This window comes from Chryseobacterium sp. CBTAP 102, from assembly GCF_003201365.1.
Lineage (GTDB): Bacteria > Bacteroidota > Bacteroidia > Flavobacteriales > Weeksellaceae > Chryseobacterium > Chryseobacterium candidae.
Genome location: NZ_QICX01000003.1, coordinates 318,996 through 335,178, shown reverse-complemented (window position 1 = coordinate 335,178; position 16,183 = coordinate 318,996). Strand labels below are relative to the sequence as shown.

Here is a 16,183-nt window from a genome sequence, read left to right as displayed (position 1 = left end):
AATTTTTAAAAAGTAACAATATGAAAGTAACTGTAGTAGGTGCAGGCGCTGTAGGAGCAAGCTGTGCAGAATACATCGCAATGAAGAACTTCTGTTCAGAAGTAGTTTTGGTAGACATTAAAGAAGGGTTTGCTGAAGGGAAAGCAATGGATTTGATGCAGACAGCATCTCTTAACGGATTTGATACAAAAATTACGGGTACAACAGGAGATTACAGCAAAACTGCAGGTTCTCATGTAGCAGTAATCACTTCAGGAATTCCTAGAAAACCTGGGATGACAAGAGAAGAATTGATCGGTATCAATGCTGGTATCGTGAAAGAAGTTACTGAAAACTTAGTAAAACATTCTCCGGAAGTAATCATCATCGTGGTTTCTAACCCAATGGATACTATGGCTTACCTTGTTCACAAAACTTCAGGTCTTCCTAAGCACAAAATCATCGGAATGGGTGGTGCATTAGATTCTGCAAGATTCAAATACAGATTGGCTGAGGCATTAGAAGCTCCAATTTCTGATGTTGACGGAATGGTAATCGCTGCTCACAGTGATACAGGTATGCTTCCGTTATTGAGCAAAGCGACAAGAAATGGGGTTCCTGTAACTGAGTTCTTAAGTGATGAGCAACAAAAATATGTAATCGAAGAAACTAAAGTAGGAGGAGCTACGCTTACTAAATTATTAGGAACTTCAGCCTGGTATGCTCCAGGTGCAGCAGTTTCTGTAATGGTTCAGGCTATTGCATGTGACCAGAAGAAAATGATTCCTTGTTCTTTAATGCTTGAAGGTGAATACGGACAAAACGATATCTGCTTAGGTGTTCCGGCTATCATCGGAGCAAACGGAGTAGAATCAATTGTAAACGTAACTTTGACTGCTGAAGAGCAATTGAAATTTGCTGAAGCTGCCAATGCAGTAAGAGAGGTGAACGGAGATTTGAAATTCTAATCATTAACTTCTTTTAAGCAGGATTAAAATACATAAAGAGGCTGACCAAACTTTTTGGACAGTCTCTTTATTTTGGAATATAAGTCTGGCTCATTTCAACTTTTCAAAGTTCCGTAATCTTTTCAAACAGCTTAGGATAAGCTGTTACAAATCCCGCTTCATCAATTGAAATTTCAGCTTTAAAATCGGTTTCGATATTTTCATACAGGTATTTATTAACAGCTGTCCGGGTATATTTTTGTTGGACGGGTCTGATATGATCTTGTAGCACATCAATATACATGACATCAATCTTTTGAGAACTGCTCTCTGAAAGTTTTAAATTATTGATCGGCAGGGTATTGGTGAAAGGAGTGAGAGAAATGTCTATGAACTTGAAATTATTATATTCAGAATGTATAACCCCATTGATTTCCCATTGGTTCTGGTTTCTTTTTCCCGAAAAAATTCTTTTAACCTTATTAATTTCAGATTCGATCAGAAAATCCTGAACGATCCAGTTTTCATCAATAAGAATCCTATAATCTAAAGTATACATATTATCTTCATGGCAACCAATGATTTTTGATTCTACAGTATAGTTTTTATCATTGGAAAATAAATTAAAATATTCAAGGGACTGATAATAGATTCCTTTCCAGATCAATGTTTTCATAATGATATTCTTTGATGTATTATTAAGAAATGCAAGTTAATGAATGTTATGGCTGGTTGCAAAAAAGAGCGGTAAAAACCGCCCTCAACAAAATTTTATCTAACAAATATTTTTTACATATAAACGCATCCGCATCCTGTTTCCCATTCCTGGCAAAGACGCATAGGTTCATTGCATCCGGGGTTGCCACCGCCGCCGGACACTCTGTAACAGGTACCGCCACTACAATAATAAGAGCCTGTAGTGTGCGGACAATTGCCATCCATGTCACACAATGCATAAGGAGTGTCGCCACCACTGATCAGAACCAGCTGATTTCTCTTGAGCTTTTTCAGATTTTTCATAGTAATTATTTTTTTTAATTTGTTGATTACTAATGTATAAAATTTTCAACACACTAACAAGTGTTTTAATGTATTTAGAAAAATTATTCTATATCCAAGGTCATAAAAAGCGCAATTTCCTCTGCATTTTCATATAATCTTGTATTCAGTCCTGTAATATTGAATCCCATTCTTCTGTAAAACTGTATCGCAGGATAGTTCGTATTCTGGGTTTCCAGCTCAATCACTCTGCTGTTTAATTTCCTGGCTTCTTTAATGGCGCTTTTAATCAGCATGATCCCGATTCCCTGTCTTCTGTATTTTTCGTTGATCAGGATATTTTCAATATAAAAACTGTTGTTCCATATTCTTTGTTCGCAGATGATCCAGCCTGCAATTTCTCCATCCACATAGGCTCCGAAGGAATTTCCCTGTTCAATGATGGTATTCAATTCTTCAAGATCTTCGGAAGTTGTTTCCCAGATTTTGTTGTATGGTAAAGCTTTTTCTTTCAGAATAAACTCAAAAGAACCTCCAACCTCTATGGAGGATAACACATATCTTATATTCGTTGTATAACCATTATGTCCCCAAGTTAAGGTGGGATCAAAGGTGAGTTTTTGTAATCTTCTTATTTCCAAATCAGTTCGTTTTACGCTTATTGCATTTCAGTACAGATTTCTACAAGGTAGTTGTTGGGATCTTTGATATAAGCTGTTTTTTGTCCCCATGGTTTTATGGCGATATCTTCATAAAGGACGGCTCCGTTTTTTATTGCTTTTTCTACCAAAGCCTCTATATCATCCGTTGTAAACCCCAGTTCCATCCCGAACGGTTTGTCTTCAGTTTTTGCTGTTTTGAATCCTTTTTTAATATTGGAATTAGCCAGGCTCACAGAGGCGAATGACAGACTAGTTTCTCCGGTCAGCAGTTCACCATAATCTTTTTCGGGCGTAATGAATTTTATTTCAGAGCCAAAGGTGTTTTTATAAAAATTCATAGACTGTTCTACATCTTCTACATAGAGAATGACATACTTAAATTTGATCATATGATTGAATTTAAATGGTTTTTACTTCTTATTTATAATATATTCTTCGTCTATCATCAGTTCTATATGAGGCCCGAGTAAAGGATACTCTTTAAAGCTTCCGAAATGACCGAAATGAAGAGGGTATTTCTGGGTAAGTTGTCTTACTTTACTCCCAAATGAATTGATGTCAACCTTCTGAAAAGAATCTTTTCTCTGTCGGCCATTGGTGAAAAAGAGCATCAGGTTACAATGATCTTTACAATCGAAATCATTATAGTAAAATACATGGATGTTTTCCTCTCTACATATCGATACTAAGTCATCAATAAGCCTCTGTTTGTATGGTAAAGGAAGATTGCAATCAATTCTGGCAGCATAATTTTCTGCATTACTTTTTTTGAAGTCAGAACCCACCATCTGAATGAAACGGTGTTCTATATTTTTGAATTCTTCCCTTTCCGGAGCAAAAATTTTGGTGGACTGAATGGTAAAAGGAATGCTGAAACCCACGGATAAAGCATTTTCCCGAATTAATAGGTTTTCTATTTCTAATGCAAACTGAAAGTGGAAATCAAAAAGCATATAGTCATCGATATTGATGACGATTTGATTTTCATCGATATTCAGGTGTAAATATGTTCTTTTGGAACCTGATTTTAGCGATTCCAGCTGATGGACAAAATCATCTGTATTTTCCACCTGTATTCTGGCGGTCAATTCAGCTGGGGTATCGGCGTGCCCTCCAAGTCCCGGATAGAATTTGAAAAACTGAAAGTCATATAAATGATCCGGGAATTTGAAATACCAGTATACACCTAAAATCATAAAAGATTGGTTGATAATTGTACAATAATCAAATTTAAATAAAATTTCACACTCCAAAACTTTCAAAACCCTTAAATTTGTCACCAATAAAATTTACTTGGATGCTTAGGAACATTTCAATTGCGGCAGCTACTTTATTCTCCGTAGTTACAATCAATGCACAGAAGAACAGAAATACCCAACTTGAAAGACCCAAATTAGTTGTGGGTCTGGTAGTAGACCAGATGCGTTGGGACTATTTATACCGTTTTTATGGTAAATATGGAAATGATGGTTTCAAAAGACTTTTGAATACAGGATATTCTTTAAATAATGTACATATTCCTTATGTTCCTACCATTACGGCTTTGGGACATACATGTATCTATACGGGATCTGTACCGGCAATTCACGGGATTGCAGGAAACGACTGGACGGATAAAGAAACGGGTAAAGGAGTTTATTGTACTGCAGATGACAGCGTTCAGCCGGTAGGAACTGCCAATATAAAAACGGGAAGCCACTCTCCTAAAAATCTTTGGTCTACCACAGTAACTGACGAATTGAGACTGGCAACAAATTTCCAGGGAAAAGTAGTGGGGGTTTCCTTGAAAGACCGTGCTTCCATTCTTCCAGCAGGACATACTCCAAACGGAGCTTTCTGGTTTGATGACAGTACAGGGAATTTCATTACCAGTACATGGTATATGAATGATCTTCCGCAATGGGTAAAATCATTCAATTCTCAGAATCTTCCTGAAAAATTAGTAGCCAATGGCTGGAATACTTTACTTCCAATCAATGAATATACAGAAAGTGCACCGGACAATTCTCCCTGGGAAGGGTTGCTGGGAAGTGCAAAAACACCTACTTTCCCTTACAGTAATTTAGCAAAAGACTATCAGACTAAAAAAGATAACATCCGTTATACGCCTTTCGGAAATACATTGACATTGAAACTGGCAGAAGCTTCTGTAGAAGGTGAAAAACTGGGTGGAGATAATATCACAGACTTTTTAGCCATCAACCTGGCATCTACAGATTATGCAGGCCATAAATTCGGACCGAATTCTATTGAAGTGGAAGATGTTTATATCAGATTAGATCAGGATCTAGCTGAATTTTTCAAGTATCTTGATTCAAAGGTAGGAAAAGGAGAGTATACCGTTTTCCTTTCTGCCGACCATGGTGGAGCACATTCTGTGGGATTCCTTAAAGAACATAAAATCCCGACAGGTTTCTTCGGAGAAGATGCGGAAAAGAATCTGAACCAGAAACTGAAAGAGAAATTTGGGGCAGATAAACTGGTTAATGCCATTGATAACTACCAGGTTTATTTCGACAGAAAAGTATTGGCAGACAATAAGCTTGAGCTGGATGATGTAAGAAACTTTGCTGTAAAAGAAATTGAGAAAGATCCTGCCGTTTTATATGCTGTTTCTGTAGACAAAGTTCAGGAGTCAAGCATTCCGGAGCCAATCAAACAAAGAATTATTAATGGAATCAACAGACAGAGAAGTGGAGATATCCAGTTAATTTCTCATGACTCTATGCTTCCGCCATATTCTAAAACAGGAACTACACACAGCGTATGGAATTCTTACGATTCTCATATTCCGTTGATCTTTATGGGATGGGGAGTAAAACAGGGAGAAAGCAATAAGGAATATCATATGACAGATATTGCTCCAACAGTATCTTCTCTATTGAAAATTCAGTTCCCAAGCGGAAATGTAGGAAACCCGATTACCGAAGTTATTGGTAAATAATTAATTAAACGTTATTTCATGATATATAGCTGCTTTCAACTGGAAGCAGCTATTTTATTATTCATTTCCCATCAAATTTTGAATCTGGCGTTTTCCTGAGAAAGGATTTCCCGGTCTTAAAAGATACTATCTGTTTCTAATCCCTATTTTTTGGCATATACACATAAAAAACTATCTTTGCAAAAATTTTGGTTTCCAGTATTTTGGAATGAAAAGGGAATCGGGTGTAACTCCCGGACTGTCCCCGCAACTGTAAATCGCAACAAAAGTTTCTGCAAAAAACCACTGTATATAACGGGAAGGTGCAGAATGCGAAAGTCAGGAGACCTGCCAGAGTTGTAATTATAAAAACATATTGCTTTCGGAGGAAAAGTAAAAAGGAATGGATATAAAAAGATCTTTAGTACTGCTTTTTTCATCTTATGGCTGTTTTCTTTTTGGACAAGAGAAAACCATTGACACTATTTATGTCTTCGACAACCAGATGAACAGGGTGAAGCTTTTTCATCCCGTAAAAACAATTTCGGCAGAAGAGGCCGGGAAAAACTCCAGTAACCTTTCAGAACTCCTGAGATTTCAGTCACAGGTTTATATCAAAGAAAACGGGCGTGGTGCTGTTTCTTCCCCTTCTTTCAGAGGAACTACCGCCCAGCAGACTGCATTTTTATGGAACGGAATTAATATCAATTCTAATTTTTTAGGACAAGGAGATATCAATAATATTGCTTTGTTCGGCTATGATCAGATTGGTATAAAAGCTGGTGGTGGAAGTGTAATCTATGGAAGTGGTGCTATCGGGGGAAGTATTCACCTGAATAATACCCTTGATTTTAATAAAGGTTTCCATGGTTCATTATTTTCAGAAGCCGCTTCTTTTAATACCTATAATAATTTTGTAAAAGGTTCTTACAGTAATGATAAGTTCACTTTTAAAGTTTCTGGCAATCACTCAATAAGTAAAAATGATTATCAGGTTGAGGTGGATAAAAGAAAAACTTACAGTAATGATAACGGACAATATTATAATACGAATATCAATATAGCAACAGCCTATAAAATTGCTCCGCATCATCAGATTTCCTGGATATCAGAATTTTTTAATGGGCAACAACATTATCCTGTTCATTTTGGAGATTTGGAAAACAAAACAAAATATGAAACTCAGAATACCCGAAGTTTACTTTCCTGGGATTGGAGTACCATAAAATTTAGTAACTCATTCAAAACAGCCTATACAGAGGAAAATTTTCAGTACTTTGGTAATATTAACGGTGCTGAAACCAGCGGAGGGGTAGGGAAGAATTATATTCTGAAAAATGATTTTAATTATTTTCTGAATTCAAAGTGGAATGTTAATATTATCGGCGAATTTCAAATTAATAAAGGGAATGGAGCAGGTAGTTCAGGAATTGGAAATATTAACAGAAGTGCAGGATCTATTGCAGGATTACTGCGTTATTTTCCAACGAAAGATTTGCGTTTTGAAGCAGGAATCAAGAAAGATTTTGTAGAAGATATCAGCTCTCCTGTTCTGCTTTCTTTTTCAGGAAAATGGGATATTGTAAAATGGTATGATGTTGAATTCAATTTTTCAAGAAACTTCAGAGCACCATCATTTAATGATTTGTATTGGGCTCAGGGAGGTAATATGAATTTAAAACCGGAAACTTCTTACCAATTTGAATTAAGAAACCACTTTAAAATAGGAGACTTTAAACTTTCCGTTACTCCTTATTACATGAATATCCGGGATATGATCCGATGGTTAAGAACTCCTGCCGGATATTATGGAGCTTCAAATACCAATAGAGTAGAAACATATGGACTGGAGTCCCAACTGGAATTTGAGAAAAAACTTGGAAAACATATTTTGAAATCTAATCTTGGATATTCTTATACAAAGTCAACAGATCTTGATATTCAAAAGAAGCTTATGTATGTGCCTCTTCATAAATTTATTGGAAACATAGACTATCAGTATGACTTTGTGAAGGTGTATGTACAAGGGATGTTTAATGGATTAACGTATACAGATTCTAATGAAACCAAGAGTGATGCCTTAGATCCATATTTTGTGATGAATGCCGGTGTCAGTACAACTTTCTTTAAAAATTATACCCTAGGTTTTAAAATAAATAATATTTTGAATGAAACCTATTATACCATGCTTTCTTATCCATTACCTAAACGAAATTATAGTCTCACTTTAAATATCAATTTTTAAAATAAATTAATTATATATGAATATTAGAAAAATTTTATCTCTTGCATTCGCTTCTATGTTACTTTTCAATGTTTCATGCAGCACAGACAGCAGCTATGAAAGTACTGATGATGGAACGCTTAGATTTGACTCCGGAGTGCTTATCTCCAATGAAGGTGGTTTTACCACTACAACTTCTGAAGTTTCCTTTGTAAGCAATGATCTTACTACAGTATTTAATAAGATCTATGGAATGAGTAATAATAAGGAAGACCTGGGGAAAGTCCTTCAGACAATAGGATTCAATGGAAACCTTGCTTATCTGGTATGTAATATTCCTAATAAGATTGACATTGTAGACCGTTATACATTCAAGAAACTGACTACTGTAACGGCTAACCTGGATGGCGCAAGATATATTGCTTTTTCAGGAAACCAATATTATGTAACCAACAATAATTTTGATACTCATAAAAGAAAACTTAATATTTATAATATTTCGGATAACTCCTTTGTGAAAAGTATTGATTTTACAAACGCTGCTGAAAAAGTAGTTGAAGCAAGCGGAAGTATCGTTGTTCAGACTGACGGTGTGGGTTACGACTCAAGCTGGAATCCAATTCCGACAGGATATACTGTAACCGTTGTGAATCCGTCTACAAATGTGGTAAGTTATACGGTAAATCTTCCAAACGTAGGAATTATTAAAGACCTTATCTCATATAAAGGAAATGCTTATGTACTGGTTTCAGACAATACAAATTCATTTATCTATAAGATTAATACGGCAAACGGTACTTATGAAACTACCACTTTGACAGCTATACCTAAAGTTCAGAAGCTTAGAGCTGATAATGACAGATTCTATTTTATCACCGACACCAATAAGATATATACAATGGCTGTTGGATCTACAACAGTTCCAACAACTCCTATTACTACAGCTGTAGGGGATGTATATGGATTCAACGTAATCGATGGTAAAATTTTTGCTGCAGATGCAAATTATAGCACAGATGGTAAAGTGAATGTTTATAATGCCTCTAACGGTATTTTACTGAAAAACTTTACTGCAGGAATTGGAACAAATGGATTCTATAAAAACTAAATACTACGCTTCGGCGTATATCATATAATTTTTTATTTTTTCATCATTTGTGTTTTTTTCCGGCCGGTTTCGAAGAAACCGGCCGGCTTTGTTTTATATTTTGAATACGAACAAGCCCGGCGGGATGGAACATCCCGCCGGGCTTGTTCGTATTTGTATTGAATTAGATTGTCAGTCCCAATTTTTTTGCTTCAGCAATAACAAATTTTGTCGCTTCTTCTTTTTCATTAGGAATTTCACCCTCAAGAATAGCTTCTTTCACTTTCTCTTTCAAGATACCAATTTCACGGCCCGGTTTAAGGTTAAACATTTCCATAATCTCTTCTCCGGTGATGGGCGGCTGGAAATTTCTTACCTGATCCTTTTCTTCTACTTCTTTGATTTTTACCGCTACATATTCAAAGTTTCTTTTGAATTTCTCCTGCTTTTTAGGGTTTTTAGTGGTAATATCTGCCTTGCAAAGCGTAAAAAGATCTTCCAGATTTTCTCCGGCATCAAATAAAAGCCTTCTCAACGCAGAATCTGAAGCATCATCAGTAATCAAAGCAATTGGTCTTGATGAAAGCTTTACCATTTTCTGCACATATTTCATATCACTTCCCAAAGGTAATTTTAATCTTTGAAAAAGCGTTTTTACCATTTTTGAACCTAAAAATTCATGTCCGTGAAATGTCCATCCCGTTCCTTCTACAAACTTTTTAGTTGGAGCTTTTCCTATATCATGGAGTAGGGCAGCCCAGCGAAGCCAAAGATTATCCGTATTCACAGAAATATTATCTACAACTTCTAGCGTATGGTAAAAGTTATCCTTATGGGTTTGTCCTTCTACTTCTTCTACGCCTTTCAGTTCGATTAATTCAGGAATAATCAGCTTCATAAGACCGGTTTGTTCCATCAGTCTCAGTCCGATAGATGGTTTTTCAGAAAGCATGATTTTATTGAATTCCACCATGATTCTTTCCATAGAAACAATCTTGATTCTTTCTGCTTCCTGCTGGATAGCTTTCAGAGAGTCTTCCTCGATTTTAAAATTTAAAGTAGAAGCAAAACGCACTGCTCTCATCATCCTCAAAGGATCATCAGAATAGGTTTGCGCCGGTTCTAAAGGTGTTCTTAAAATCTCATTTTCAAGATCTCCGATTCCGTTAAACGGATCAATCAGTTCTCCGAAATTATTTTTATTTAAAGAAATAGCCATCGCATTGATGGTAAAATCTCTTCTTTTCTGGTCATCTTCCAGGCTTCCGCCTTCCACTTCCGGCTTCCGGCTGTTTTCTGTATAGCTTTCCTTTCTTGCTCCCACAAACTCAAGTTCAAGTTCTTTATACTTGATCATGGCCGTGCCGTAAGTTTTGAATACAGAAACCTTTAATTTAGGATCTATATCCTGAGCTACGTTCTGAGCAAGCTCAATACCGCTTTGTTCCGTTACAAAATCTATATCCGTAGAAGCTTTTCTGTTCATCAGAAGGTCTCGTACATAACCGCCCACAATGTATACGGACTGGTTATTCCTTTCTGCCGCTTCAGAAATGATTTTAAATAGTTTTAAATTCTTATTTTGATTAAGATTAATTTTCATCGTTAATAATAGTGACAGTTTCTATGTATGTTACCCATTAATCATAATGAGCATACATTCTACTAATTTTTCCCTCTTCATTAAAAAACATGACTTCAACAGCATTTTTATTCATAATCGACTTATAAAATAATGCTGCCGAATCTACTCCCGCAGTGGAATGTATCAGATCAAAATGAAGATCCGGAAATTTATCCAATGCCTTTCTCCAGTATTCACGAACTGCCTCTTTTCCTTTTAAAGAGCTTTCTTTACCGCCGGTAGCCAGTGCGATCATAGGAGTGGTGATCTCAATATCATCCGAATAATGGGAAAGTATATCCTCCAGATCATGAGAATTCCATGCATTAATCCACAGTTGAGCAAATTCATGATGATCCATAGCAAATAGTTTATGAGTTGAGTTTGCAAAGATAGAATTAAAAAAAAGAAATCCTGCCGATATAAACTGACAAGACTCTAAAAAATTAACATAAAAGTTCAGAATTCTTATTCTCTAAGAACTTTTATCCTGTTGTCATTCCATATTTTGATTACTGATGAACCTGAGTATTTTGAAACCTTTTCTCTGTCTTCTTCCACTGCGTAATCTAAAAGGCTGATCATCTCCTCAGAAATATCGGAGAATTTTAGCGGACTTTTCTCCCCACTGAAATTGGCAGAAGTAGATACTAAAGGTCTGTTCAGTTTTGTAATCAGTTTTTTACAGAAATCATTTTTTACCAATCGGATTCCGATGCTTCCGTCTTCTGCAAGAAGTTCTTTGGGTAAACCTCTGGGGTTTTCATAAACAATCGTTACCGGCTTTTCACTCAGATCAATGATTTCCCATGCCATTTCAGGAACATCCACCAGATCCTGTAGTCTTTTTTCAGATTCTACAAGGATAATCATGGATTTGTTTTTTTCACGCTTTTTGATGTCAAAAATTTTATTGACAGCTTCTATATTGGTAGCATCACAACCAATTCCCCATATTGTATCTGTAGGGTAAAGAATGGTTCCGCCGGATTTTAATATTTCAATAATATGTTCCATAATTGTATGTGAATTCAATCAGTGGATAAAGGTAGAAAATCTATGAATTTCAGGCAAAAAATAAGGATATAAATGTGCCCGTATTGATAGGTTTTGGCTAAAGCCAATGGAATGATATGTAACATAAAAACGGGCTAACGCCCGTTCCTACTGATGTTTTTTATTAATCAGTGGAATATTAAAAAAAAACATCGAATATCTAATTCAATAGTAATGGGCTTTAGCCCATTTAAATAAAAAGAGACAAATCCTTAGACTTTAGCCAAAACCTACTCATATCTTAAAACTATATTTCTCAATAAACTCTCTATATTCATCACTAAAACTTTTTTTCTGATGATGCTTCTCCTGATTCTTAATGTAATTTCTTACAGAATCTACCATAGATTCAGAAACGGAGACTGCAAAATATTCATCCTGCCATGAAAACTTTCCTTTTACAAGATCATTCTTATTAATCCAATGTGATGATTCTCCCTTTATTAATTGTACAATTTTTTCAATGTTCTGATTAGAACCCAGAGAAATAAGACAATGACAATGGTCTGAATATCCATTAATCATATCTAAAAATATCCCTTTTTCTGTAGCATATTCTTTAATATGTTTCCAGACCTTAAGACGTATGTTAAATGTATTGAGAAATGGATCTCTATTTCTTGTAGAAAAGACAAGATGAATATAAATTTTGATAAAAGCCATTTGTGTTGTTTTATCAAAAGTAATGTTTTTTAAGTTTCGGCTAAAGCCAATGGAATGGTATGTAACATGAAAACGGGCTAAAGCCCGTTCCTATTGATGTTTTAATGATAAATGTATTATGTTTTGTATAGTGTCATTAAGAAATGACTTCATGAATTATTAGAGCTGTTATTCTATTCAATAGAAATGGGCTTTAGCCCATTTAGATAAAAAATTACAAACCTTCTGACTTTAGTCAAAATTTATAATAATTAAAAATCTTTTTAATTTCCTACATCCATCCCAATTTCGATAAATACCTTTCCTCAATAATATTCAGGTGGTGATAATTGTGACCTACAATAAGCTTTCCGATGGTTTCTACCGTAATTTCATGGCCATTGGCTGTACCTGTATTTTGTAGAGCAGAAGGTTGAAGCGTTTCCAGTAGAATCTGAGAAGATTTTCTTACCAGTTTGTATTCCTCCAGAAGAGACTCAAGAGTTCTTTCACTGGCAAAAGATTGGTCTGCATATTCATTCTCGTCAAATCCCGGAAGGTTGTTTTTCTCTCCTCTTGCGAAAGCTAATATTCTGTACTGGAAAACTCTTTCTGTATCGGATAAGTGGAGTAGAAGTCCTTTCAATGTCCATTTTCCTTCTGCATAAGAAAAATTAGATTGTTCTTCGGTAAGATTGGAATAAATTCCAATGGTTTTGTCGGCAGATATCTGCAGTTCGTTGATCCAGTTTCCTGATGGAATCTGATCTAAGTATCTTTGAATATATTTTTGAAAGTCGGTCATATCATTTTTTCTTTTTGGGGTACGGGTTTTCTAGTTTCTAGATTCGGCATAGTGAGTGTAATGTATAAATTACTTATTACTCATTGCTCATGATTAGTCCACTCGTAGAAATTTACGGAGTCATACAGTTCAAAGCCACAGGCTGGATAAAGCTGATTTCCGATATCATTGCTTTTTCCTGTTTCTAAAAGAATACCACATGCTTTTGATGAACGGCAGTGTTCTTTAGATTCTTCAATCAGCTTTTTAGAATAGCCTTTTCCTCTGTGGTTTATATTGACGTAAAGGTCGTTCAACAGCCAGTAACGCTGCATTCTTGTAGATGAAAATATGGGATATAGCTGTACAAAGCCTGTCAGGATTCCGTTTTCTTCTGCAACAAAAATTTCGGAGTCCTTATTTTCCAGTCTTTCCTGAAGAAAATTGGCAGCTGCGGGAATATCTGATGTTTTATGATAAAATATTCTGTACTGATCAAACAATTCCGCCAGTTGTGGTAAGTCGGAAAGAACAGCTTTTCTTGTATTTTTCATAGTATTGGCGGTGTTATAATAAAATGAGAAAGATGATGTAATCCTTCTCATTTTAATGTATGGTATGTTAAGAAAAAGCTTTCTCAAGATCTGCAATAAGATCTTCTGCATCCTCAATACCTACGCTTAAACGAACAAGGTCATCGGTGATTCCCAGTTCAGCACGTTTTTCTGCGGGAATTGAAGCATGTGTCATCAAAGCAGGATGATTGGCCAGAGATTCTACTCCTCCTAAAGATTCTGCTAAGGTGAATACTCTTACTTTTTCCAGGAATTTGATCGCATCTTCTTTCTTTCCTGATTTGAAAGTGAATGACACCATTCCTCCGGATTCCTTCATCTGAGATTTTGCCAATGCATATTGAGGGTGAGATTCCAATCCCGGATAAATTACTTTATCTACCGCCGGATGAGTTTCCAAATATTTTGCTACTGCAAGACCGTTATCAGAGTGTCTCTGCATTCTCAATGCCAATGTTTTGATTCCTCTCAATACCAGGTAAGAATCGTGAGGTCCCAAAATACCACCACTTGCAAACTGGATAAAGTGAAGCTTTTCTCCCAGCTCAGCATCTTTAGCAATAAGAGCTCCTGCAATCACATCGGAGTGTCCTCCTAAATATTTTGTTGCAGAATGCATTACAATGTCAGCTCCCAAATCAATAGGTCTCTGGATATAAGGCGTAGCAAAAGTATTGTCTACAGCTACTAAAATATCTTTTCCTTTTGCAATATCTACAACCGCTTTGATATCTACTAATTTCATCAAAGGATTAGTTGGAGTTTCTACCCAGATCAGTTTTGTTTTATCCGTGATAACATCAGCAATTTTAGAAGTATCGTCAAAATTCACGAAGGTAAATTTCAGCTGGTATTTTTCAAAAAGTCTGGTGAACATTCTGTAAGTTCCTCCGTAAAGATCATCTACAGCAATCACTTCATCACCTGGATTTAATAATTTCAAAACACAGTCGATCGCAGCAAGACCAGAACCGAAAGCTAAACCTCTCGCTCCGTTTTCAATACTTGCCAAAGAATCCTCTAATGCCTGTCTTGTAGGATTAGCAGCTCTTGAATATTCATATCCGGAATGTATTCCCGGGCTTTTCTGTGCAAACGTAGAGGTTAAAAATACAGGTACATTTACAGAACCAGTTGCAGACTCGTGGTGCTGCCCTCCATGAATTACTTTTGTGTTAAAATTCATAATTTTTTGCTTTAGGCTTTGAACATTAAGCAGATATATCTATTGATTAATGTTCATTGTTTTTAATAAAAGTTGCTCTAGCTGAATGCAAAAAGCTTACCGCTTACTGCCTCCTGCTTATTGCAATTGTATTTTTTACTTAATAGCAGATTTTACCGCAAATTCTTCTGCAATTTCCTCCATCCACTGCGCTACATCCTCTTCTCCGGTTGCTCTCTGATACGTGCTTCCTAAAGATATTAAAATCTGGTGAATAAACATCTTCATCTGGTCTACAGGCATTTCCTTGGTCCAAAGATCAATTCTTAATGCTTCTCTTGTTTTATCATCCCATACGGAAATCATGGTAGCTTTGGTATCTTGTTTTTCTATACCACCATCCTGAGCATTCCATGTAATATTTTCCGGTACGTGATTTTCATCAAGCTCTACATCTATCGTAATCTGAGTCTTTCTCATTTTTCTATTTTTTCTAAATTCTAAAATTTTCTTTATTTAAGTTTCGGTTTATAACCGGATTGATTAAAAATTGTGGTAGCATCCATTTTCAGGAACTCTGTTAACTTCGTTTCAGGTTTTTCCTTAAGATATGCTTTACAGATCTGCCATCCTGTAAAAATCCCGATTTGCGGGGAAGATTCATTGTCGATTTCTGTATAAAACTTCGAGAATGGTCCGGGTGAAATAAAACGTTCTCCCAGTCTAGGATCATCGCCGAAGATCAGATTACTTTCTACAAAATAATTCCAGATATTCGCCTCATTACCGGCAGCCCATTCATATTGCTTCTGAGTATAATTCATTTTCAGATAATCAGGCGTATCCGGAAGAAAAGCATCCTGAAGAATCATTACTTTTCCGTTCAGAATAATCTGATCAATGAATTTCTGATGATCAGGAGATTCTGTGACAATATTTTCTGCAAAAAGCTGTGATACCTTCGGAACAATATTCTGCGGGTTCATCGATTTTTGAAAATACAGCTCCAGTCCTTTATAATTGGGATTTCCATCGCCCATAAAACCGGTAACATCTATAAATAAGAGATTCCCTTTTTCATCATAAAATATCGGATCCTGAACCATCTGTAGGGCAGATGAAAACAGATATACTTTGGGATTTTTAAATTGTGGGAAATAATACTTGATGTGCGAAAATAAACTCTGAAGCTCATTTTGCAGCTTTGTCTGATCTATTTTTCCAATAGCTTCCTTGTAGATTTTTATCTCTTCAGCATCCGCTCTTCTTTTTCCAAAATCAGCATCAGAAACACTTCCCTGAAACCACGGGAACTTAGCTTTAAACTGATCCAGAGGAATATCCGGATTGTAAAATTCTTTGGAAATATCTGTGATGTCAACTTTTTGGGCAGTTTGTTTTACTTCTACCTTCCATTGATTTTCAGGTTCTTTTTTGCAGGAAATAAGTCCGGCAGCTAAAAGAGAAGAAAGTGCAATATATCTAAAAATCTTCATTATTTTTACATGGAATTTAA

17 protein-coding genes and 1 riboswitch are annotated in these 16,183 nt (G+C 35.8%); of the genes, 4 read left to right on the top strand and 13 right to left on the bottom strand.

The annotated features are described in order from the left end of the window. The first annotated feature begins 20 nt into the window (after positions 1–20). Complete coding sequence (locus C8D70_RS06715; protein ID WP_034699354.1) at positions 21–947, top strand: malate dehydrogenase; 927 nt, start codon at positions 21–23, stop codon at positions 945–947. Positions 948–1,050: 103 nt separating this feature from the next. Here the strand turns inward: C8D70_RS06715 and C8D70_RS06710 are convergent, their stop codons facing one another. The 4 genes from C8D70_RS06710 to C8D70_RS06690 form a co-directional block, all read right to left on the bottom strand. After that, entirely contained in the window at positions 1,051–1,602 is a 552-nt protein-coding gene (locus C8D70_RS06710) for a putative glycolipid-binding domain-containing protein (protein ID WP_110366808.1), read from the bottom strand. 427 nt (positions 1,603–2,029) lie between these two features. Then, entirely contained in the window at positions 2,030–2,566 is a 537-nt protein-coding gene (locus C8D70_RS06700) for a GNAT family N-acetyltransferase (protein ID WP_110366806.1), read from the bottom strand. Positions 2,567–2,583: 17 nt separating this feature from the next. Further along, positions 2,584–2,976, bottom strand: a complete 393-nt coding sequence (locus C8D70_RS06695) for a VOC family protein (RefSeq protein WP_076596155.1) — start codon at positions 2,974–2,976, stop codon at positions 2,584–2,586. 21 nt (positions 2,977–2,997) lie between these two features. Continuing rightward, entirely contained in the window at positions 2,998–3,783 is a 786-nt protein-coding gene (locus tag C8D70_RS06690) for a hypothetical protein (protein WP_110366805.1), read from the bottom strand. 101 nt (positions 3,784–3,884) lie between these two features. Here C8D70_RS06690 and pafA point away from each other — a divergent pair, with 101 nt between their 5' ends. The 3 genes from pafA (at position 3,885) to C8D70_RS06675 (ending at position 8,842) form a co-directional block, all read left to right on the top strand. Beyond that, positions 3,885–5,531: an alkaline phosphatase PafA gene (pafA, locus tag C8D70_RS06685; protein ID WP_076596153.1), complete on the top strand. Its 1,647-nt coding sequence runs from the start codon at positions 3,885–3,887 to the stop codon at positions 5,529–5,531. Between the two features lie 172 nt (positions 5,532–5,703). Further along, positions 5,704–5,881: riboswitch (cobalamin riboswitch) on the top strand. A 32-nt stretch (positions 5,882–5,913) separates the two neighbouring features. After that, positions 5,914–7,755, top strand: coding sequence for a TonB-dependent receptor plug domain-containing protein (locus C8D70_RS06680; protein WP_110366804.1), 1,842 nt, complete (start codon positions 5,914–5,916; stop codon positions 7,753–7,755). Positions 7,756–7,771: 16 nt separating this feature from the next. After that, a complete protein-coding gene (locus C8D70_RS06675; protein ID WP_076596151.1) occupies positions 7,772–8,842 on the top strand; it encodes a hypothetical protein in 1,071 nt (356 codons plus the stop codon). A gap of 163 nt (positions 8,843–9,005) precedes the next feature. On the opposite strand, the gene C8D70_RS06670 is transcribed toward C8D70_RS06675, so the two are convergent. The 9 genes from C8D70_RS06670 to C8D70_RS06630 form a co-directional block, all read right to left on the bottom strand. Further along, positions 9,006–10,424 (bottom strand): CCA tRNA nucleotidyltransferase, encoded by a 1,419-nt coding sequence (locus C8D70_RS06670; protein ID WP_110366803.1) that lies wholly within the window; start codon positions 10,422–10,424, stop codon positions 9,006–9,008. A gap of 37 nt (positions 10,425–10,461) precedes the next feature. Continuing rightward, on the bottom strand, positions 10,462–10,806 hold the full coding sequence (locus tag C8D70_RS06665; RefSeq protein WP_110366802.1) for a nuclear transport factor 2 family protein: 345 nt from the start codon (positions 10,804–10,806) through the stop codon (positions 10,462–10,464). Positions 10,807–10,913: 107 nt separating this feature from the next. Further along, positions 10,914–11,462, bottom strand: coding sequence for an L-threonylcarbamoyladenylate synthase (locus C8D70_RS06660; protein ID WP_110366801.1), 549 nt, complete (start codon positions 11,460–11,462; stop codon positions 10,914–10,916). A gap of 273 nt (positions 11,463–11,735) precedes the next feature. Next, positions 11,736–12,164, bottom strand: coding sequence for an IS200/IS605 family transposase (gene tnpA / locus C8D70_RS06655; RefSeq protein WP_110366800.1), 429 nt, complete (start codon positions 12,162–12,164; stop codon positions 11,736–11,738). Positions 12,165–12,435: 271 nt separating this feature from the next. Continuing rightward, complete coding sequence (locus C8D70_RS06650) at positions 12,436–12,948, bottom strand: DinB family protein (RefSeq protein ID WP_076596146.1); 513 nt, start codon at positions 12,946–12,948, stop codon at positions 12,436–12,438. An 80-nt stretch (positions 12,949–13,028) separates the two neighbouring features. Next, positions 13,029–13,481 carry a GNAT family N-acetyltransferase gene (locus C8D70_RS06645; RefSeq protein WP_076596163.1) on the bottom strand — a complete coding sequence of 151 codons (453 nt, stop codon included), beginning with the start codon at positions 13,479–13,481 and terminating at the stop codon, positions 13,029–13,031. Positions 13,482–13,548: 67 nt separating this feature from the next. Next, positions 13,549–14,691, bottom strand: coding sequence for a cystathionine gamma-synthase (locus C8D70_RS06640; RefSeq protein WP_262484566.1), 1,143 nt, complete (start codon positions 14,689–14,691; stop codon positions 13,549–13,551). 132 nt (positions 14,692–14,823) lie between these two features. Beyond that, complete coding sequence (gene gldC / locus C8D70_RS06635) at positions 14,824–15,147, bottom strand: gliding motility protein GldC (protein ID WP_076596144.1); 324 nt, start codon at positions 15,145–15,147, stop codon at positions 14,824–14,826. Positions 15,148–15,179: 32 nt separating this feature from the next. Beyond that, complete coding sequence (locus C8D70_RS06630) at positions 15,180–16,163, bottom strand: gliding motility protein GldB (protein ID WP_083688849.1); 984 nt, start codon at positions 16,161–16,163, stop codon at positions 15,180–15,182. Positions 16,164–16,183 lie beyond the last annotated feature (20 nt).

Excerpts from the sequence above, each read along its gene's own strand:
- C8D70_RS06650 (WP_076596146.1), bottom strand. The coding sequence starts at position 12,948 with ATGACCGACTTTCAAAAATATATTCAAAGATACTTAGATCAGATTCCA.
- C8D70_RS06715 (WP_034699354.1), top strand. The coding sequence starts at position 21 with ATGAAAGTAACTGTAGTAGGTGCAGGCGCTGTAGGAGCAAGCTGTGCA.
- C8D70_RS06710 (WP_110366808.1), bottom strand. The coding sequence starts at position 1,602 with ATGAAAACATTGATCTGGAAAGGAATCTATTATCAGTCCCTTGAATAT.
- C8D70_RS06670 (WP_110366803.1), bottom strand. The coding sequence starts at position 10,424 with ATGAAAATTAATCTTAATCAAAATAAGAATTTAAAACTATTTAAAATC.
- gldC (WP_076596144.1), bottom strand. The coding sequence starts at position 15,147 with ATGAGAAAGACTCAGATTACGATAGATGTAGAGCTTGATGAAAATCAC.
- C8D70_RS06665 (WP_110366802.1), bottom strand. The coding sequence starts at position 10,806 with ATGGATCATCATGAATTTGCTCAACTGTGGATTAATGCATGGAATTCT.
- C8D70_RS06645 (WP_076596163.1), bottom strand. The coding sequence starts at position 13,481 with ATGAAAAATACAAGAAAAGCTGTTCTTTCCGACTTACCACAACTGGCG.
- C8D70_RS06630 (WP_083688849.1), bottom strand. The coding sequence starts at position 16,163 with ATGAAGATTTTTAGATATATTGCACTTTCTTCTCTTTTAGCTGCCGGA.
- pafA (WP_076596153.1), top strand. The coding sequence starts at position 3,885 with ATGCTTAGGAACATTTCAATTGCGGCAGCTACTTTATTCTCCGTAGTT.
- C8D70_RS06660 (WP_110366801.1), bottom strand. The coding sequence starts at position 11,462 with ATGGAACATATTATTGAAATATTAAAATCCGGCGGAACCATTCTTTAC.
- C8D70_RS06695 (WP_076596155.1), bottom strand. The coding sequence starts at position 2,976 with ATGATCAAATTTAAGTATGTCATTCTCTATGTAGAAGATGTAGAACAG.
- C8D70_RS06680 (WP_110366804.1), top strand. The coding sequence starts at position 5,914 with ATGGATATAAAAAGATCTTTAGTACTGCTTTTTTCATCTTATGGCTGT.
- C8D70_RS06690 (WP_110366805.1), bottom strand. The coding sequence starts at position 3,783 with ATGATTTTAGGTGTATACTGGTATTTCAAATTCCCGGATCATTTATAT.
- tnpA (WP_110366800.1), bottom strand. The coding sequence starts at position 12,164 with ATGGCTTTTATCAAAATTTATATTCATCTTGTCTTTTCTACAAGAAAT.
- C8D70_RS06675 (WP_076596151.1), top strand. The coding sequence starts at position 7,772 with ATGAATATTAGAAAAATTTTATCTCTTGCATTCGCTTCTATGTTACTT.